This is a genomic window from Rhizobium ruizarguesonis, assembly GCF_017357285.1.
Classification (GTDB): Bacteria; Pseudomonadota; Alphaproteobacteria; order Rhizobiales; family Rhizobiaceae; genus Rhizobium; species Rhizobium ruizarguesonis.
Genome location: NZ_CP071679.1, coordinates 695,820 through 715,055 on the forward strand (window position 1 = coordinate 695,820; position 19,236 = coordinate 715,055).

19 protein-coding genes and 2 pseudogenes are annotated in these 19,236 nt (G+C 59.9%); 15 read left to right on the forward strand and 6 right to left on the reverse strand.

Translation table 11 applies throughout. From position 1 onward, the window contains the following. Positions 1–82: 82 nt before the first annotated feature. Positions 83–799, reverse strand: a complete 717-nt coding sequence (locus tag J3P73_RS27700) for an SDR family oxidoreductase (RefSeq protein WP_024319711.1) — start codon at positions 797–799, stop codon at positions 83–85. Between the two features lie 132 nt (positions 800–931). Here J3P73_RS27700 and J3P73_RS27705 point away from each other — a divergent pair, with 132 nt between their 5' ends. Beyond that, on the forward strand, positions 932–1,870 hold the full coding sequence (locus J3P73_RS27705) for an AraC family transcriptional regulator (protein ID WP_024319712.1): 939 nt from the start codon (positions 932–934) through the stop codon (positions 1,868–1,870). Positions 1,871–1,916: 46 nt separating this feature from the next. Here the strand turns inward: J3P73_RS27705 and J3P73_RS38305 are convergent. From J3P73_RS38305 to J3P73_RS27715, 3 genes and pseudogenes are all read right to left on the reverse strand, one after another. Further along, positions 1,917–2,002, reverse strand: a pseudogene (locus J3P73_RS38305) (type II toxin-antitoxin system VapC family toxin); the annotation flags it as partial. A 123-nt stretch (positions 2,003–2,125) separates the two neighbouring features. Then, a complete protein-coding gene (locus J3P73_RS27710) occupies positions 2,126–3,082 on the reverse strand; it encodes an IS481 family transposase (protein WP_130692949.1) in 957 nt (318 codons plus the stop codon). An 84-nt stretch (positions 3,083–3,166) separates the two neighbouring features. Beyond that, positions 3,167–4,090 carry a LysR family transcriptional regulator gene (locus tag J3P73_RS27715; protein WP_024319713.1) on the reverse strand — a complete coding sequence of 308 codons (924 nt, stop codon included), beginning with the start codon at positions 4,088–4,090 and terminating at the stop codon, positions 3,167–3,169. A gap of 101 nt (positions 4,091–4,191) precedes the next feature. On the opposite strand from J3P73_RS27715, the gene J3P73_RS27720 reads away from it, so the two are divergent. The 12 genes from J3P73_RS27720 to J3P73_RS27775 all read left to right on the forward strand — a co-directional run bounded on the left by J3P73_RS27720 (position 4,192) and on the right by J3P73_RS27775 (position 16,001). Then, positions 4,192–5,217, forward strand: a complete 1,026-nt coding sequence (locus J3P73_RS27720; protein WP_204337956.1) for a YeiH family protein — start codon at positions 4,192–4,194, stop codon at positions 5,215–5,217. Between the two features lie 100 nt (positions 5,218–5,317). Further along, complete coding sequence (locus J3P73_RS27725; RefSeq protein WP_130665757.1) at positions 5,318–6,868, forward strand: acyl CoA:acetate/3-ketoacid CoA transferase; 1,551 nt, start codon at positions 5,318–5,320, stop codon at positions 6,866–6,868. Further along, on the forward strand, positions 6,865–7,671 hold the full coding sequence (locus tag J3P73_RS27730; RefSeq protein ID WP_130665756.1) for an SDR family NAD(P)-dependent oxidoreductase: 807 nt from the start codon (positions 6,865–6,867) through the stop codon (positions 7,669–7,671). The genes J3P73_RS27725 and J3P73_RS27730 overlap by 4 nt, the downstream gene beginning before the upstream one ends. Continuing rightward, positions 7,668–8,519 (forward strand): MaoC/PaaZ C-terminal domain-containing protein, encoded by an 852-nt coding sequence (locus J3P73_RS27735; RefSeq protein WP_024319717.1) that lies wholly within the window; start codon positions 7,668–7,670, stop codon positions 8,517–8,519. The genes J3P73_RS27730 and J3P73_RS27735 overlap by 4 nt, the downstream gene beginning before the upstream one ends. Then, a complete protein-coding gene (hutC, locus tag J3P73_RS27740) occupies positions 8,516–9,283 on the forward strand; it encodes a histidine utilization transcriptional repressor HutC (RefSeq protein WP_130663322.1) in 768 nt (255 codons plus the stop codon). The genes J3P73_RS27735 and hutC overlap by 4 nt, the downstream gene beginning before the upstream one ends. Then, positions 9,280–10,785, forward strand: coding sequence for an HAL/PAL/TAL family ammonia-lyase (locus tag J3P73_RS27745; RefSeq protein WP_130687409.1), 1,506 nt, complete (start codon positions 9,280–9,282; stop codon positions 10,783–10,785). Before hutC ends, J3P73_RS27745 begins: the two co-directional genes overlap by 4 nt. 114 nt (positions 10,786–10,899) lie before the next feature. Then, positions 10,900–11,787, forward strand: coding sequence for a glycine betaine ABC transporter substrate-binding protein (locus J3P73_RS27750; protein WP_130663320.1), 888 nt, complete (start codon positions 10,900–10,902; stop codon positions 11,785–11,787). 118 nt (positions 11,788–11,905) lie between these two features. Continuing rightward, positions 11,906–12,910: an ornithine cyclodeaminase family protein gene (locus tag J3P73_RS27755; RefSeq protein WP_207580024.1), complete on the forward strand. Its 1,005-nt coding sequence runs from the start codon at positions 11,906–11,908 to the stop codon at positions 12,908–12,910. Positions 12,911–12,916: 6 nt separating this feature from the next. Beyond that, a complete protein-coding gene (locus tag J3P73_RS27760; RefSeq protein ID WP_024319722.1) occupies positions 12,917–13,735 on the forward strand; it encodes a phosphate/phosphite/phosphonate ABC transporter substrate-binding protein in 819 nt (272 codons plus the stop codon). A gap of 37 nt (positions 13,736–13,772) precedes the next feature. Next, the gene (locus J3P73_RS27765; protein WP_003550062.1) at positions 13,773–14,405 is read left to right on the forward strand and encodes an ABC transporter permease; all 633 of its coding nucleotides are present in this window, start codon (positions 13,773–13,775) and stop codon (positions 14,403–14,405) included. Then, entirely contained in the window at positions 14,402–15,037 is a 636-nt protein-coding gene (locus J3P73_RS27770; protein WP_024319723.1) for an ABC transporter permease, read from the forward strand. Before J3P73_RS27765 ends, J3P73_RS27770 begins: the two co-directional genes overlap by 4 nt. Before the next feature lie 22 nt (positions 15,038–15,059). Further along, positions 15,060–16,001 (forward strand): ABC transporter ATP-binding protein, encoded by a 942-nt coding sequence (locus J3P73_RS27775; RefSeq protein ID WP_024319724.1) that lies wholly within the window; start codon positions 15,060–15,062, stop codon positions 15,999–16,001. 190 nt (positions 16,002–16,191) lie between these two features. On the opposite strand, the gene J3P73_RS27780 is transcribed toward J3P73_RS27775, so the two are convergent. Both J3P73_RS27780 and J3P73_RS27785 read right to left on the reverse strand, forming a co-directional pair. After that, positions 16,192–16,395, reverse strand: a complete 204-nt coding sequence (locus J3P73_RS27780; protein ID WP_003550088.1) for a cold-shock protein — start codon at positions 16,393–16,395, stop codon at positions 16,192–16,194. A 112-nt stretch (positions 16,396–16,507) separates the two neighbouring features. After that, positions 16,508–17,020, reverse strand: coding sequence for a hypothetical protein (locus J3P73_RS27785; protein WP_032988759.1), 513 nt, complete (start codon positions 17,018–17,020; stop codon positions 16,508–16,510). Positions 17,021–17,416: 396 nt separating this feature from the next. On the opposite strand from J3P73_RS27785, the gene J3P73_RS27790 reads away from it, so the two are divergent. Together J3P73_RS27790 and J3P73_RS27795 are read left to right on the forward strand one after the other, a co-directional pair. Beyond that, positions 17,417–18,514 carry a hypothetical protein gene (locus J3P73_RS27790; protein ID WP_130657021.1) on the forward strand — a complete coding sequence of 366 codons (1,098 nt, stop codon included), beginning with the start codon at positions 17,417–17,419 and terminating at the stop codon, positions 18,512–18,514. 179 nt (positions 18,515–18,693) lie between these two features. Further along, positions 18,694–19,137: pseudogene (locus tag J3P73_RS27795) on the forward strand (GNAT family N-acetyltransferase). Positions 19,138–19,236: the final 99 nt, after the last annotated feature.

Genomic DNA, 19,236 nt, shown 5'->3' on the forward strand with positions numbered 1-19,236 from the left:
CGTACGATCGTGGAACCAGCGATTAAATTGGCTGTCTTTAGGAAAGGGCGCACCGGCCCCCGCCCTGGACATTAAGTCAGGCTCACCAAGGTAGTGTGCCCTTGTCATTGATGAAGGCACCCGTCTGGCCGTCGTTCGCGACTGCAAGCTGGACGATGATCTCAGCCGCCTGCTCGACCGTCCGATAGCCTGTATTGCCGTTAAAATCGGTCTTTGTGTATCCGGGATCCGCGCTGTTGACCCTGATGCCGAACGACGCGAGGGCCTTGGAAAACGATACGGTCACTGCGTTGAGGGCGGTCTTCGAGCTGTTGTAGCCCATGCTGTTCACACCATAGAATTCGCTCTCCGGGTCTGTCAGGGCGCCAAGCGAACCGAGCTCGCTGCTGACGTTGACGACATTGGCGGACCCCGCTGCTTTGAGCAGAGGCAGGAAAGCTTGCGTAATTCGGATCGGCCCGAATACGTTGATCTCGTAGACCTGACGGATGTCGTCTAAGGTCTGATCCGCCGGATCGATGAATGCTCCGGGTATGCCCGCATTGTTGACCAGTGCGTCGAGCTTGCCGTCTTCCTGTCTGACACGATCCGCGGCTGCCTTCACACTTGCGTCGTCCTCGACGGCAATTTCAAGGAAGCGCACATCGTGACCCTGAGCTCGCAAAGTTTCCGCCGCACTCTCACCGCGCCCCGCATCGCGGGCACCAAGCCAAACACGATAACCCAATCCCCCGAGCCGTCGAGCGGTTTCAAAGCCGATGCTCTTGTTGGCGCCGGTGATCAATGCATTCTTCGACATGGTCGTTCTCCATTCTGGTTGCCCGTCCAATATGAGTAGGCGCCTTTCCGGCCGCGTGCCAAATTCTATTGAACTCTTGCCTAATCCTGCCGAAAGACTTGCGCGCGTTGGAGGAGGGTGCAATTTAACAGCATGGACAATGTGGGCGAAGAACTAAGGTCCCTGATCGACAGGCACTCGCGTGGCGGTCGTACGACGACCGCCATTCCACGCGTCGGTTTGCTAAGAGCAGAACGCACGACTGAGCCGACGGCAGGCATGACGGAGCTTGTCATATGCCTGGTGTTACAAGGCGCCAAGGCAATCACTTGCGGCGAGAACGTATTGCACTATGGAGGGGGCAGCTACTTCGTGGCCTCGGTCGAGGTTCCTGTCTTTGGCAGAATATCCGAAGCGAGCCTCCAGAAGCCATTTCTCGGCGTCGGGTTCAGCTTTGACGCCCGTAACATCGCCGACCTTCTGATTGAGATGCCTGATGTGCACGATCCGGAATTCTTATGTGGCCTCGGCGTGAGTCCGACCGATCCTCAGCTCGAAGAAGCATTTCTACGGATGATGCGACTTCTCGATAGGCCAAACGAAATTTCCGTCATGGCACCAATGATTGAGCGGGAAATCCTGTTCCGGCTATTGCGGGGACCGCAGGGAGCGAAGCTGCGGCAGATCGCACAGATCGACGGCCGCCAGTCTCAAGTCAGGCGGGCGCTCGCCTGGATTCGCGAAAACTTCACGGAATCTTTCAAGGTCGAAGATCTGGCGCGGATGACGGGAATGAGTGCTTCGGTGTTCCACCGCCATTTCAAGGCGGCAACGACCATGACGCCCATCCAGTATCAGAAGCGGTTCCGTCTCCACGAGGCACGCCGTCTGTTGCTCGAGACTCCGGGCGACGCCGCCCGTGTCGCTTTCGCCGTCGGCTATGAAAGCGCGTCCCAATTCAGCCGGGAATACGGGCGGCTGTTCGGACTTCCGCCCGCCCGCGACGCAAGCCGGCTTCGCGCCAAGCCTATTGCGCCGGTGACGTCGGACGCATCAGACGATGCGGTGACAAGTTTCGGACGCGCAATCTAGCGAGCCTCGTGATAGTATTGTTTCAGGATTTGGCTGGCACGTTCATCCATAAGCCCGCTCGCTGATCAAGGAGCACCGATGGCAGCAAGTGGGCATCCATGTAGCCATGCCCATGCTGAAAATGTCATGACGTCGTCGTGCGTGGCGACCACCATAATGCCATGAAGCAGGCCAAACCGTTCCCGCGGGCGTGGAAGAGTACTGCTGACGCGCCTGTGAGCAGCAACGACAAAGACCGTCGGCGGCTTGGATCAGCTAGATGTGGATGCTCAAGAGGTTGTCTCGGTTGAGGCCGAGGCGACTGATGGGTGTTTTTGATTTCAGGCTGCCGTGCGGACGATGCCAATTGTACATATGGGTCCAGCTTGGCAGATGGGCTTTTCGGTGTTCGGATGACGGATAGGCGCATGCATAGGCCCACTCTCGCAAAGCCGTCTGAATGAAGCGCTCCGCCTTGCCGTTGGTTTTGGGGGTATAGGGTTTGGTGCGGATGTGCTTGAGGCCGAGTGCCTTGCAGGTGGTTGCGAAGTCCTTGGCCTTGTAGCAGGCGCCGTTGTCGGTCATCACCCGCGTGACTGTGATGCCCAGGCTCTGATAATAGGTGACGGCCGCCTTGAGGAAGGCAATGGCGCTAACGGCGGTTTCGTCGGGGAAGATATCGGTAAAGGCGATGCGGGAGGCATCGTCAATGCAGATGTGGACGTATTCCCAGCCGACACCACGCGAGTTGCTTTGGCCGGTCCGGTTGCCGGTGATGCGGTGGCCGACGCGATGAAAGCGGCCGAGGCGCTTGATATCGAGATGGATCAGACCACCCGGCTCGGCATATTCGTAACGTACAATCGGCTCGGCGGGATCGACATCCTTCATCCGTGACAGGCCTGCACGCCTGAGAACGCGGCTGACGGTGGCGGGCGACACGCCTGTTTCCATGGCGATGTGCTTGCCTGTCCGGCGCTGACGGCGAAGTGCGACGATGCGCTCTGCCAAGGACTGACCCGTCTGACGTGGACTGATTTTGGGCCGGGACGAGCGGTCCGCCATCCCGGCGCGTCCTTGTGCCCTGAACCGTTCGACCCAGCGCGAAACGATCTTTGACGAGACACCATAAAGGCGGGAAGCCTGGGCTTTGGACACTTGGCCTTTGGCAACGGCCAAAGCCATTTCCTCTCGACGCAACGGGGTCAGTCGGGCATTCTTATGGATGTTCATTCGGAGTGATCCTGGAAAACTGAGGTGTGGTAACTCCAGTCTCCTAAATCCGCTCCGAATGGACAACCTCCGGAAAGCTCACAGCTAGAGCGCCCAATCATCCCAATTTTGGACTTCGGCAGCTTTGTCCTCGCGGCAAATGGTTTCCAGCGCCAGCGAGGCACGACTGGAGTGCCTTTGTTTATGCCGCAGGATCTCAAATTGGCGGGACGGCAGAGGGAAGCGCGCCTTTACCAGCAGACCTTGCGTCAAGAGTGGCGCGGCCACGGCTCCCGAAACGACTGTCGCGCAGAGGCCCTCCCTTGCTGCCGATATGACCGCCTCGTTCGACGGCAGTTGCAGCGCGACAGCCAGATCTCCGGGGTCTATGCCGAGATTGGAAATCGCCGCCTCGAAAGCCGACCGGGTTCCGGACCCCTTTTCCCGCATGACCCATTTTGTGCCCGAAACCAGGTCTGCCGGTGCAATTGGTTTGCCACGCGCCCAGGGATGGCGCGGACCGACGACGACAAGGAGTTCGTCCTCGGCAAGCGGCTGAACATGCAGCGCCGGCTCATCAACGCTGCCTTCGACGAAACCGACTTCGGCCAATCCATCGAGAACCGCTTTTGCCGCCGTGGTCGTGTTGCCAATCATCAGCTTCAGGTCAATGCCCGGGTAGCGGATCTTGAAACGCATCAGCATCGCCGGTAGCCAGTAGCTGGCGATCGTCTGGCTCGCAAAAACGACCAGTTCACCCTTTTGCAAGCCGCCGAGATCGGACAGGACGAGTGCTGCGGCCTTTGCGCGCGCCAGCGTCGCTCTAGCCTCCCCCAGAAACACCCGTCCTTCATATGTCAGCTCTATGCGGCGTCCGACGCGATGGAAAAGCTCGACGCCATAGGAGGTCTCGAGATTGCGGATAGCCGAGCTGACGGCCGATGGCGTGAGCCCGATCTCAAACGCGGCCTTGGTCAGATGCTCGCGTTCCGCAACCGCGACGAAAATGGAAAGCTGTTCAAACGTCATTGATTCAATCGTTCGATTTTAGCGAATGAACTATGCTATACTATTCAATAGAAGTCGACAATCGAGTGTGGGAGATTACGGTCCTCCGCAAGGACTTGCCGATGATCGTTTCCGCCTCACGTTCCCTGTCGCTTCCTGCCGCCCTGCCAGGACTCCTCCTGTGTGCGGCAGTCACGCTCTCTGCGTATCTCGTTGAACAGCTGCAGATGATGGTTTTCGGCTCGCATTGGATCGAGAGCCTTGTGCTTGCCATTCTGATCGGCATTGCCGTGCGCTCCTCGGTCTGCCTGCCGCAGACCTTCATTCCCGGCATCCAATTCGCCGCCAAGACACTGCTCGAGATTGCGGTCGTGTTGCTCGGCGCCTCGCTCAGCACGGCTGCCATCCGACAGGCTGGATTGCCGCTTGTCGGCGGAGTTGCCGTTCTGGTTGCTCTGTCTTTGGCCGGCAGCTTTGTTATCGGGCGGCTCTTCGGGCTGTCGGCCAGCCTGGCGACGTTGGTTGCTTGCGGCAATTCGATCTGCGGCAATTCTGCGATTGCCGCCGCAGCGCCCGTGATCGGCGCCAAACCCGACGATATCGCCGCCTCGATAGCCTTTACCGCGCTGCTCGGTATCGGTGCCGTGCTGACGCTGCCGCTTCTTCACCTGCTCTTTGGTTTCAGCGCCGTACAATATGGCGTTTTCGCCGGACTGACAGCCTATGCCGTCCCGCAGGTCTTGGCGGCCACGGCCTCTGCCGGAGCCGTCAGCACCCAGGTGGGCACGCTCGTCAAACTGATCCGCGTGATGATGCTCGGACCCGTCATCCTCGTGCTCGGCGCAGTTCATGGCCGCCGTCCTGGCGGTTCGCCAGTCAAGCTCCGCCATGTTCTCCCATGGTTCATCCTCGGTTTTGCAGCCATGGCGACGCTTCGTTCCCTCGACGCGATCCCGGCGCCGCTGCTGCCCGGAATGGGGGCTGTTTCCGCCGCCTTCACCGTCACCGCCATGGCGGCTTTGGGCCTCTCCGTCGATGTCAGATCCGTCGCCCATACCGGCGGTCGTGTCCTCGCAGCGGCGGCGCTGTCGCTGTTGGCGCTGGGGGCTCTCGGGCTTTGCCTGATCGGGCTGCTGAATATCGTCTGATCGAGGTGATATGCCCAAAATACTTGCAAAGAATCCGGTTGCCTTCCAAACGATCAGCAGCTAGCCTGTATATACAGGTTAGGCGGAAGCATAGATCGTCATGCGGGTCATCTCTTCACAGCAAGCTGCGGATCTTCTCGAAGACGGGATGACTGTCGCTGCTTCCGGTTTTGGAGGATGCTGCCATCCCGAGGCCATTACGGCCGCTGTCGAGGAGCGTTTCCTCGCCTCTGGAAAACCCCGCAACCTGACGCTTCTGTTCGCTGCCAGTACGGGCGATCGTCAGACGCGCGGCATGGGGCACTTCGGTTATGAAGGCCTGGTCGCCTGTGTGATTGCCGGGGGATGGCGCGGAACGCCGCGCCTTGGAAAGCTTGCGATCGAGGAAAAGATCGAAGCGCATTGCTGGCCGCAGGGCGTCATCGCGCAACTCTATCGGGCGATTGCGGCGGGTCAGCCTGGAGTGGTCACCCATATCGGTCTCGGTTCCTTCATGGATCCGCTTCATGGCGGCGGCCGCATGAATGCGACGACACCGCGTTCGCTTGTCGAGCGTGTGTCGTTGCGCGGCAAGGAATGGCTGCTTTATCCGTCGATGCCGCTCGACTGCGTGCTCTTGCGCGGAACGACGGCCGACGAAGACGGGAACATCACGCTCGAGGACGAGGCCTTCCCGCTCGATGTGCTCGCCATGGCACAGGCGGGCCGAAACTCCGGTGGCATCGTCGTCGTGCAGGTCAAAAGGATTGCCGAGCGCGGCTCGCTGCAGCCCAACGATGTTCGTATCCCGGCGGCGCTCGTCGATTATGTCGTCGTCTGTGATGATCCGGCCCAGCACGGCATCAGTTTCGCTGAAACGGACAATATCGCCTATACCGGGCGCGTCCGGATGGCGGTGAGCCGCCTGCAGCCGGCGCCGCTGTCGGTCGATAAGATTATTCAGCGACGCGCCTTCCTGGAACTGGCGCCGCTGAACCGCCCGACGATCAATCTCGGCATCGGCATTGCCGCCGGGATCGGCCGTATCGCCAGCGAAGAGGGATTCGACGATTATACCGTGACGATCGAATCCGGCGTCATCGGCGGCGTGCCGGCCGAAGAGCTGTCCTTCGGCGCCGCGGTCAATCCGACCGCCATCGTCCCACAGGCATCGCAGTTCGACTTTTACGACGGCGGCGGCCTGGACATCGCCTTTCTCGGCATGGCCGAGGTGGATCGGCATGGGGCGGTCAATGTCAGCCGCTTCAACAATTCCATCGTCGGGGTCGGCGGATTCACCAATATCTCGCAGACAGCCAAGCATGTTGTCTATCTCGGCGCATTTTCGGCGGGCGGCGCGCAAATTGCAGTTGCCAACGGCAGGCTCGACATCATCCAGGACGGCCGCCTTTGCAAGATCGTCGAGGCTGTCGACCAGATCAGTTCGAGCCCAGCCTTTGCGCCGGAGGGACAGTCACAGCTCGTCGTCACTGAGCGGGCGGTTTTTCGGGTGATCGGCGGATGCTTGACGCTGACGGAGTTTGCCCCCGGCATCGATCTTGCCGCCGATGTTCTCGACCGCCTGCCGAAGGGCATCGCGGTGTCGGACCAGCTGAAGCAGATGGATGTGCGCCTGTTTTCGACCCATGCCATGAAGGACTTTGCCCCATGAAAATCGATGGAGCCGCCATCATCGTCACGGGCTCGGCAACGGGTGTCGGGGCTGCATGCGTGAAGCAATTCGCCGAGGGCGGCGCCCGGGTGGTCATCAACTACAGCCGCAGCAAAAAAGAGGCCGATGAGACCGGCGATATCTGCCGCAGTCTGGGCACGGAGGTCGAGATCGTCCAAGCCGACGTTGCCGACGACGCGGCTTGCCGCCGGATGGTCGCGATTACCGTCAATCGATGGGGACGGCTCGACGCCTTGGTGAACAATGCCGCAATGACGGTCATATCCGATCCTTTCGATCTGGAGACGCTGTCGGCCGAAGACTTCCAGAACGTTTTCGGTGTCAACGTCATCGGCGTCTATCAGATGTGCCGGGCGGCGATACCTGCGATGCGGAACAGCGGCGGCGGTGCGATCGTCAATGTCTCATCCAACGTTGCCTTTACCGGCGGCGGCAGTTCGCTTGCCTATACGGCCTCCAAGGGTGCGCTCAATGCGCTGACTTTGGCCTTGGCGCGCACCTGCGGTCCCGATATCCGCGTGAATGCGGTTTGCCCCGGCATCATCGATACGCGCTGGATGCGCGACACGCTCGGGCCGGATGCCTATGGAGCCATTGCCAAGCGATTTTCGGAAACCGCGCCGCTCGGCCGGGTCGCGACACCGGAAGACGTTGCCGGCGCCATAGTCTGGCTTGTTCAGGGGGCTGACTTCGTCACCGGTGAATTGCTTTCCATTGACGGCGGCATCCGCCTGTCCGGTGGCGCTCGCAAACCCGCGACATCCGGGGGAGCCGCATCGTGACGCTATCGGCCCAATCCATCCTCGACTTCCCGGTGCCGCAAGCGACACATGTGGTTACCGCAAGGGATGCCATCCTTTACGCCCTGTCGGTTGGCTACGGCACCAACGCGCTCGACGAAAAGACATTGAACTACGTCTATGAACGCGATCTCGTGACCGCGCCGACCCTTGCCAATATCGTGGCGCATCCAGGCCCATGGATGCAGCAGACAGGCGTCGACTGGGCGCGTCTGGTGCATTCCGAACATCGCCTGACGATCCATCGGCCGGTTCCTCTCGATGTGCCGCTGATCTCACGCTCGCGCGTCTTGTCGGTGGTCGACCGCGGCGTTGAGAAAGGGATGTTCGTCAGCTTCGAGCGCTTGATCGCAACCGTGGACGATGGTGAGCCAATCGCGACGATCGTCCAGACGAATGCGTGCCGCGGCGACGGTGGGTGCGGTTCGGCGGGATCTGCGCCCGAACCCTTGTCGAAAGTCCCGGAGAGAGCGCCGGATCTTGAAATCAATGTCGACATCCCTGACAACGCCGCTCTGCTTTATCGCCTGAACGGCGATCTCAATCCGCTGCATGTCGACCCGCGGGCAGCCGGCAAAAGCGGCTTTGACCGGCCGATCCTGCATGGGCTGTGCAGCTTCGGTTATGCGGGTTACGCCATTGTCGCTGCCATCGATCCAAGCCTGGCGAGCGCCTTGAGCGCCATCGCGGCGCGTTTCAGCGCGCCGATCTTTCCCGGCGAAACGATCACCGTGCAGATGTGGCGGAACGATGCCGAGATTCGCTTCCGAGGCCTCGTTGCTTCTCGCGGCGCGATCATCCTCGACAATGGCATGGCGAGGTTGTCATGACGAAAGCGGTCAAACCCGCCGCCGGCGAGGCGCGCCATTATATCAGGATCAAGGAGCAGATTCTGGCCGAGATCGCCGAGGGCAAGCTGCAGCCGGGAGACCGGGTATCCTCTGAGAGCGAATTGGTGGCGGCATTCGGCGTCAGCCGCATGACGGCGAACCGGGCGCTGCGGGAGTTGATGTTCGAGGGTGTTCTCAAGCGATCCGCCGGGATAGGAACCTTCGTGTCGCCAAAGCACCTCGACGTCGATCTGCTTCAAATCCGCAACATAGCCGACGAAATACTGGAGCGGGGCCACACGCATCAGGCGATCGTGGTCAAGGCCGGCTTGATGAAGGCGGATGCCAACGTCGCCGACGCGCTCGAACTCATCCTCGGCGCTGAGGTGATGCATTCGCTGATCGTGCACATGGAAAACGACCGGCCCATTCAGGTCGAGGAGCGCTACGTCAATCCGCTGGTCGCGCCCGACTATCTGTCGGCCGACTTCCGCAGCATGACGCCGCACGAATATCTGACGGAGGTGGCTCCGATAACGGCGTTCGAACATATCGTCCAGGCCGTCAAACCGGATCCGGCCATACGCAAATATCTCGGCCTCAGGAATGATCACCCTTGCCTGCGCGTCTTTCGAAGAACTTGGTCAGGCGAGGCCGTCGTGACCTGTGCGCTGTTATACTATCCCGGCGCGCAATATCGGCTGGAAGCACGGTCCACCAAGGGTCCCGCACGGCCCGTAGCCATTCTCGGAGAGAAACAGTGAGCGCCACCAATTCTCCATCGATCATCTTCAGTGCGGCGGCGCCGACGATCGAGGACATCGCAGCAATTGCCCGTCGTCACGCAAGGATCGAGGTATCGGCCGAGGTCGAGGCCCGGATTGTGGGCGCGCGCGCCGTCGTCGATCGCTATACGGAAAGCGATCTGCCGGTCTATGGCCTGACGACGGGACTTGGGGCGGGGGTCGATACCCGACTTGCAACGGAAGATCTGGTAGCGTTCCAGATGCGTGTGCCGCAAGCCCGCTCCGTCGGTGTCGGGGAGCCGCTTGCCGAGGAATCCATGCGGGCGATGATGGCCGTCAGGGCCGCCGGCATGGCGGCGGGCGGTTCCGGCGTTTCGCTGAAAATCTTCCAGGGTCTGATTGCCGCCATCAATGCCGGTGTCCATCCTGTCGTCCCCTCATTGGGCTCGATCGGTGCGGCGGATTTGGCGCCGCTTGCCCATATGAGCCGGGGCCTTCTGGGCTTCGGTGAGATCGAGTTTGACGGCGAAGTGCTGCCGGCCGCCATCGCCCTTGACAGGGCCGGCCTGAAGCCCCTCGAATTGGCGCCGAAGGACGGGCATGCGCTTGTTGTGGCCAACAGCCTCTCCATCGGCCTCGCCTGCTTGGCGCTTGTGGATATCGAGCGGCTCTTCGATTGGTCCCTGAAGGCGATTGCCGTTAATTTCGAAGCGTTCCGGGCCAATGTCAGTGCCTTCGACGACCGCGCTCTGGCTGCAAGACCGGCCTTTGGGCAGCGCCGCGTCGCCGCTCAGCTGATGGAGCTTCTTTCGGGCAGCTCCTTGCTTGCCGCCGATGCGGCAAGGCGTCTGCAGGATCCTTTGAGCTACCGCTGCACGCCGCAGGTTTGGGGCGCGTTGCGGCATGCGATCGATGAGGCAAGGCAGGCGACTGACATAGAGCTCGTCAGTTCCAGTGACAATCCTGTCGTGATCGCATCCGAGGGCGTCATTCTTTCACACGGCAATTTTGACATGACCGCTTTTGTGCTCGCCTGGGAAAGGCTGGGGCAGGCGATGGCGCATTGTGCGGCAGGCACCGCCTATCGGATCATGAAGATCATGTCGCCTGGCATGTCCGACCTGCCCCGCTTTCTGACCCCGATGGGCCAGAGCCGTACCGGTTTTGCGACCGTGCAAAAGACCGTCTCGGCCATGGAAGCCGAAATCCGCCATCTAGCCATGCCGGTTTCGCTTTCGCCCATTCCTGTCGCCGATGGCGTCGAAGACCAGGCATCGATGGCTCCGAGCGTTTTGGCAAAGGCGCAGGCGATCGTCGAGCGCCTGCGCTATCTGGTCGCCATCGAACTGATTGCTTCGGTACAGGCCGTCGAGCTCAGAGGCGTCTCAGGCGAATTGGGCAAGGGATCGGCGGAAGCCTATGCCTTTGTCCGCACCCACGTCCCGGCGCTTGAAGAGGATCGCGCGCAAGGGCCGGATTTTGCGACGATTGCCGCATTGATCGGGCGTGGCCCGCAATAAGCCGGTTTGCCACTGCCCCGGCAAGAAGGGCAGGGCGCCGACCGGTCATGCTGATGGTCATTCAGGAGAATGCCGTCAGTCCGTTCATTGAAAAGTCAACAAGAGGGAATGACTATGAAAAATTGGACAAAAGGCGTTTTTGCAGCCGGCATCATGGCAGCCGCCATGTTCCAGCCTGCATCCGCAGAGACCATCAAAGTCGGCAGCAAGAATTTCACCGAGCAGTTTATCCTCGCCGAAATGTACGCCGCCGTTTTGGAAAATGCCGGCATCACAGTCGAGCGCAAGATCAACCTCGGCGGCACACTGATTGCTCACCAGGCATTGGTGGCCGGCGAGATCGATCTCTATCCGGAATATACCGGCACGGCGCTGGCTTCTGTCGTCAAGGGTGAGATGTCGACCGATGCCGAGAAGGTCTACACGCAGGTCAAGGACTTCTACGCCAAGCAGTTCAACCTCACCTGGCTGAAGCCGAGCGGCATCAACAATGGCTATGTCATCGTCGTCCGGCAGGAAACGGCGCAGGCCAACAATCTGAAAAGCCTGTCGGATCTCGCCAAGGTTTCCAAGACCCTGGTCTTCGGCGGCGGCGCTGAATTTCCGGACCGCGCCGATGGCCTGCCCGGCCTGAAGCGTGTCTACGGCGCCGAGTTCAAGGAGTTCAAGCAGTTTGCCAAGCTTGGCCTTCGTTATGACGCGCTGGAACAAAAGGACATTGACGTCGCCAATGGCGCCGCGACCGACTGGCAAATCGGCTCGAAGAACCTCGTGCCGCTGGCAGACGACAAGGGTCTGTTTCCGCCCTACTACGTGGCCCCCGTTGTCCGCCAGGACGTGCTGAAGGCCAATCCGAAGGTTGCCGAACTGCTGGAAGCGGTCGGCACCCATCTCGACAATGAGAAAATGCGCGTCCTCAATGCCAAGGTCGAGACCGATCACGAGGAAGCCAAGGACGTGGCGGTCGAATTCCTCAAGGAAAACGGCCTGCTGCCGAAATGATTGTCACGCCCGCGGCCGGGTATCGATCCGGCCGCGATCTGGCGTGGCGATCCCTTTAGGGTGTCTGTTCAAAAATCCGTCCCTTCAGCAGCTGGACAGGAATGTGGAGAAGCGGGAAATGCAGGAAATCTGGATCGATTATCTCAACGCCCTCGATGCCAAGGCGCTGGCGCTGACGAATGACGAGATTCTCGATGCGGTGTCGAAAGCGCTGGATGCGCAGGGCAGGGGCGAAACCGTCATCGAGCCGCGTGTTCATCTTGTGCCGGAGAGCTCCGACAAGGGCCATTTCAACGTGCTTCGCGGCTATGTCAAAGCGCTGAACTATGCCGGCGTCAAAGTCGTCGGCGATTTCGTCGACAACTATAAGGTCGATCTGCCCTCGGAGCTTGCGGTCCTCAACCTGTTCGATCCGAACACGGGCGTGCCGAAGGCCATCATCGACGCAACGGCTATCACCGACATGCGCACCGGCGCCGTGACCGCCCTTGGCGCAAAATATCTCGCCCGCAAGAACAGCAAGATTCTCGGCCATATCGGTGCCCGCGGAACCTCGTACTGGAATGTCCGCCTTCTCGATCATCTCTTCGACTTCGATGAAATCCGCGTGCATTCGCGCCGCCCGGAAAGTCGCGATGCCTTCGCAAAGCGTCTTGAGGCGGATCTCGGCAAGAAGATCATCGTTACCGACAATTGGGAGGATTGCCTCAAGGGCGCCGATATCATGGTCGAGGCGAGCCGCCTGCCGGAACCGGAACCGCTGTTCAAGACGGAATGGGTGAAGAAGGGGGCCTTCGTCGTGCCCTATGGCACGATGAGCGCGCTTGAAGCCGATCTCACCGATATCATGGACAAGGTCGTCGTCGACGATTGGGGACAATGCGGGCCCGGCAAGCCGTTCGGAGCGCTTCGCCGTCACGTCGACGAGGGCAAGGTGACGGCCGAGAACTTGCATGCCGAAATCGGCCAGATCGTCTGCGGCATGAAACCCGGCCGCGAGAGCGACGAGGAGACGATCCTGTTCTGGCATCGCGGCCTCAGCACGACCGACGTAGCGCTCGGCGCCGCCATGGTGGAGAAGGCCAGGGAGATGAATATCGGCCAGCGCCTGCGGTTCGCATAGATAGCCATGGTCATGTCCAAGCCAATCGCCTGTTCGAGAATGTATAATCTCAGCCCGCGCATTCGCGGCCTGTGGGACGCGCTGTTTGCGCTGGTCAGCCTACGGTCCGGCGTCGAGCTCGAGATCATCGCCCATGCCGCACCAGCACCCTTGTCGGCGTTATGGTCGAGGCCGGACATGGGAACGGTCTTCATGTGCGGCTATCCGTTTTCACGCATGCCCGAGGACACGAGACCGGCTGTCCTTGCTGCACCCGTCTCGAGCGAAGCGTGGTCTTTGGACCAGCCGCTCTATGCCAGCCACATCCTCGTCGCCTCCACCGGGCCGGTGAACGCGGTGGCGGATCTCGCTGCCGCACGCTGGGGCTGGACCGTGCGCGATTCCCAATCGGGCTACCACGCGGCGCGCTCCTACCTTGCCGACCGATTTGCGGGCACGATGAAGCAGAGCACGACGGTCGGACCGCTGCTCAACCCCTCAGGCATCGTCGCAGCCCTCAAGGATGGCAGGATCGATGCGGGCGCGATCGACGCCTATGCCTTCCAATTGTTGTCGATGCACGAGCGCGACGCGATCGATGGCCTTCGTATTCTGGCGACGACCGATCCGCTTCCCGCGCCGCTATTGGTTGCCGCGCAGACATTGCCCGCGGACATCGCCACAGCATTACAGCAAGGCCTCGTGACGTTGCATGAAACGCCTGGGGGAACGGCGGTTTTGGAACGGCTCGGCCTCAGACGATTTTCGGCGGTCACTCCGTCCGCCTACGATGTCCTGCCGCAGAGAGCCGACGACGCCGATCGCAGATTGGGGATCTCATGGTAGACAGGCGAACGAGCGCCCGGACGCGAAGGTCTCGACGATGAAATGGGTCCCTAAACACCTCGACCGACTATTCGAAGCGCTGTTGGAGCACCTGTATCTCGTTTTTTCCTCGGTGGGCATTGCCCTGGTGATCTCACTGATCGTCGGGATATGGGCGGCAAGGCGGCCGCGAAGCTTCGCGGTAATCATCATCTTCACCGGTATCCTGTTCGCCGTGCCGAGCTTGGCGCTGTTTGCGCTTCTCATTCCCATCATGGGGATCGGGGCGGCACCCGCCATTACCGGTCTTGCCGCCTACTCGCTGATGATCCTGATCCGCAATATCGGCATGGGGTTTCAGGCAATTCCGCGTGACATACTCGAAGCTGCCGATGGCATGGGCTACGGCACGGCGCGCCGGATCTGGGAAGTCGAGCTGCCGCTGGCGATGCCCTATATCGTCGGCGGTATCCGCATTGCCATGGTGACGGTCATAGGCATTGCGACCGTTGCCGCCTATATCAATGCCGGCGGGCTCGGCGTCATCATTTTCGAAGGCATCGACCAGCGGTTTCCCGAAAAGATCATCGCCGGCGGGCTGCTGACGTCATTTCTGGCGCTCTTTGCCGACTACTGTTTTGCATCGTTCGAAAAGCTGCTGCGCCGGCGCAGTGGAGGTAAAGCAGCATGATCGTTATCGATGCATTCAGCTGGATCTTCAACAACTCCGGCGCCTTCTTCAATGCTTTCAATCGCCATCTTCTGATGTGCGTCCTATCGCTCGGCATCGCTTTCGTTATTGCCGTGCCACTCGGATTTGCCGTCGCACGGGCACCTCGCGCCGCCTTTGCAGTGGTCAATATTGCCGGCGCCTTGCGCTCCATACCGAGCCTTGCGATCCTGTCGGCGGCGATGCCGTTTCTCGGCATCGGATTGTTGCCGTCGGTGGTGGCTCTCATCGTCCTTGCCGTGCCGCCGCTGCTGTTGAGCACGATCATCGGCATCCGCGAGATCGACGCCTCGGTGATCGATGCGGCCGATGGAATGGGCATGAGCGCCGGGCAGATGCTGTGGGAGATCGAACTTCCTCTGGCCGTTCCCTCGATTCTGTCAGGCGTCAGGACGAGTGCCATCCAGGTCATCGGCGGGGCGGCGCTGGCCTCCTTCATCGGCGGCGGCGGGCTTGGCGATTTCATCAATGCCGGCATTGCGATCATGAATATGCCGCGCCTTCTCGTCGGAGCGGTCCCGATAGCGCTGCTCGCGATCTTTGCGGAACTGGCGTTCGGCGCCCTGGAGCGCGTCTTCACTCAACGGCGCTAAGCGGCCGAAAGCGGATATCAGGATGATTCATCTCGACCATGTTACGAAGAATTACGACGGCGGCGGCCAGCATGCGGTCGACAATCTCGATCTCCTGATCGAGACCGGTACGACGGTTGCCCTGATCGGCCCTTCGGGCTGCGGCAAGACCACGACCATGCGCATGATCAATCAGTTGGAAACGCCCACGGCGGGATGTGTGCTGGTCGATGGCAAAGATATCGCCCGGGTCGATCAGAAAGAGCTGCGCCGCAGCATCGGTTATGTCATCCAGCAAGTCGGTCTGTTTCCGCATATGTCGATCGCGCGCAATGTCGCAACCGTGCCGCGGCTTCTCGGTTGGGAAAAGGCGCGCAGCGATCGCCGGGTCGACGAGCTGCTGGATCTCGTGGGGCTTGATCCGGCCATCATGCGACAGCGCCTGCCACACGAATTGTCGGGAGGGCAGCGTCAGCGCGTCGGTTTCGCGCGCGCGCTCGCCGCCGACCCTGCAATCATGCTGATGGACGAACCGTTCGGCGCGATCGATCCAATCACCCGCGTTCGGCTTCAGGACGAATTCCGCGATATTCTCAGGAAGGTGAAGAAGACCGTCGTCATCGTTACCCATGATCTCGATGAGGCAATCAAAATGGGTGATCGCATCGCCATCATGCGGGATGGCCGCCTCCTTCAGTATGATACCCCGCAGGAAATCCTCGCGCGTCCCGTCAATGAATTCGTCGAGAGTTTCCTCGGCCCCGACCGAGCCATAAAAAGGCTAAGCTTGATTGCCGTATCGATGATCATGACCGCGCCGGAACCGTCCAACGGCGATGCCGAGATCGCCGCTGACGCCACGGTTCACGACGCCTTGGCGCTCATCCTCTCCGGTGAGATGCCGGGCCTGCACGTCAGGGCCGCCGATGGGACGCTTGCGGGATATTTGTCTCGTGACACCCTATTGCGCGCCAATCGGCTTTAGAGCATCCAGCAAAGTGCGCAGCGGTCTTGCGCCCGGAAATGCACAAAACAATAAGATGGAACGTTTCCGTGACGCACGCAAAAAGCGGAAACGCTCCGGCTGGAGTCGTTTGCGGAAGAGGGCGACATTGCAGGTCGCCGTGACGACAAGCCCAACCCGCTCAACGCGGGCTGGGCCATCTTCGATTCGATCAGAGGGTCGAGACGTTCTCAGCCTTCGATTTTCCGGTCTTGCGATCCTGTCCAACTTCGAAGCTGACCTTGTCGCCTTCGCGGAGCGACCCGCCGCTTTGAAGCGCAGACACGTGAACAAAAACGTCCTGCCCGCCACCCTCAGGGGTGATGAAGCCGAAGCCCTTGTCGTCATTGAAGAATTTAACGGTACCTGTCGGCATGAGATAAATATTTCCTTGTATCGTTCGACGATTTGCGAAGGCGAAACTATAGCTTCGGCGCTTCTGTATCAACCCTTTAGCACACTGGTGGCTTTTTGAACGCAAAAAGACATCAGCTCCGACGAAGTTCAATGCGGCTGGTAACAACCGATCGACCTGTAGCAGGGTCGGTGTCGACGGTTGTGAGACGCATTCCCGACGCTCCGGTTTTTTCGATCGTCATCTGGGCACGTCGATCGCCATTCACTTCTTTCGCCCATCTTATCGCGAGGCTTATGGCGTTACCCTCGCGCCTTCCGCCAAGCCCCGCGGTGCCGGTGCCCGCCCCCACGTAGGAGCCAGTGTACGTGTCACCGCTGGCCTTGAGGTTAGCGCTGATGACGCGGGAAAAAACGACAAGGCTGGTACAGCGTCCATTGAGTGCGAGGGAGCTTGCATTCGCATCCGACTTGAAACGGCAGGTGACGTTAATGGTGGGTGCGTTTATCCGCACTTTCACCGTCCCCTTACCGCTCCAACTTCCCGCCAGTGTTTTCAGAAAGGCCGATTCGTCGGCGTTGGCGGCGCCAGCCATAGCTATCGACGCCGTCGCAACGGCGAACGCGCATACAAGGACCTTAAGCATGTGATTAACTTTCGGACCGCGTAACATCCGCATCATGACGCTCCGCTGATCGAGGAGAGGGTACCATTTAACCGTTCGGCAGTGACTTAGTTCCGTGTGGAAAGCATTCGACCGCGTTCGCAACCATCCGCTCGCCGCAGGCCGCACGTTTTCAACAGGATCAACATACCATTGCTACCTACGGACGTTGAAAGGGATTGCCGATCACCCGCCTGAGCATTTAGATCGGTCTTACACAATGAGATTGTGCAAGCCGGCTGAAATGGCGTCAATTCCGCTACAGCGCCGCGCGTCTTTTGAGACGCGCAAAGGAGGTTGTAGCGTTTTGAATTGCTGTGCAGATGGCCTGAAACTTTGCCAGCCCACCGCGCTGTCACATATGAGGGGTCGACGCCATTGTCTTCGCTTATTCTTCCTAGTCGCCCGCTCTCGTTGGCGCGCAACGTCATCTCTACGCCGAATGCTTACTTTTGGGCAACGCCCATCATCCTGGCACTGGCTGTCTTTCTATTCATCTCGGAAGCACCGGGCGTGATCCGCGATTTCCAGATCAGCCAGAACCCTTTGACCCTCGAAAATGGCGACGTGCAAAACGGGCGATGCACGACACGCAAGGCAGTCTTTACCGATTGCGAGGCACGCCTTGTCTACAGCTACGGTGGACGAGACTACGACACCGAAGTCGAGGTCATGTTCGTCGATTTCCATACCGGCGACTACGAAACCGGTCTTGTGATATCAGCCGATCATCCGGAACTTGCGACGATGAGCCTGGGTCTGGACATGCTCTGGAACCGGATCATCACGCTTACTGTGTTCGCCGTCCTGCTTGGCGGCATGGGCCTCGGGATGATCTTTCTCGGTATCCGCATTTGGCGGGTTAAGGGCCAATTGCTTCGGCCTGCCATGCTGACCCCTGTCCCGGTCGAGATCACCGCATTCGACCGCAAACGCGGCGTCCTTTCCATTACCTACAACGACAAGATTGCCGACGACAAAACCGGGCGATCGGTTTACACGCGCATGAAGAATGGTGAGGAGCCTCTGATCGTCGGTGAAGCCAATGGCAAAGCGATCGGACTGGCTGTCAGGCACGGCAATACTGCCCTGCCAGTGCTTCTGGACGATCGTCTGCAGCGCGTGAACCTTACGGATGATGAGCGCAACACCGCTCTTGCACCTTTCGCGTATCAGCAAGAAAGCGATGGAGGTGTGCCGGTTTTGATCGGAGAACCCAAGCAGGCGGGGGTATCGATCTGGAGGCGGTTGCAGCTTTTCTTCGGTATGTTGCTTCTGATCCTCGTCGGTGCGATCGGCTTCTGGCTTTGGTACGTCACCACCTCCACGACACCATTCCAATCGCCTGGCATGGACATCAACAATCTCATGCCGGCGCCGTTGAACGAGTGGGGATGCGAGCAGCTCAAGAAGAGGTTCGGCGAGGGGCGCGCGCCGTTTGGTTGCGTAGCCGACGATTACACGAGTTGGAAATAGAGGTTGAACCCGTCTGTTGCCGAGCTTCCCGGTCTGCCGCAGACCGGTATCTTCGAACTTGGCGGTTTTCGTCGGCTGCACACTTGCCGGCAAGAAAACTTGCGGATGGTAGGTAATACCCCGTTGCCGAACCGGGAGTACTTCGGCAAATGTCACCTTCCTTGGGGCGAGGTGAGTTTATGTCATCTCGGATCGAGCTTCTGGTTGCAAAACACGTCAGTGGCGCGGCCGATGTATTGGTAAACACCTATGCCCTGCCTCCGTGGAATGAGAACTGGTCCCTTGAAGCGGCAGCTGAAAATGTGACCTATGTGCTTGAAACCCGTAGATCGGTTGCACTTGTGGCGGTTGATGAAGGTAGGGTGCTCGGGAGTGCGCTGGGATAAGACAGCGCCGCCACCGGCCCGATCATTTACTTGGACGAGCTTTCAGTGCAGCCCGACGCGCAGGGTAAGGGAATAGGGACCGCTCTACTTTCAGCGATGTTTGAAACAGCCAACGCTGAAGGATGTAGCAGCGTTTGGTTGATCTCACAGCGAGGAGGGGCGCTGTCGGAGTTTTATCAGCGTTGCGGGTTTGCTATGAGAAGCGACCTCGGTATCTACTCAAGATCGAGCGGATAACGCTCGAATGGGAATTTCCGATCCGCCAGCGAAAATCCTGAGTATGCATGGTTGAAGTGCGAGTGGCCGAGCGTCTTTCAAAGAGTGCGTAACATCATC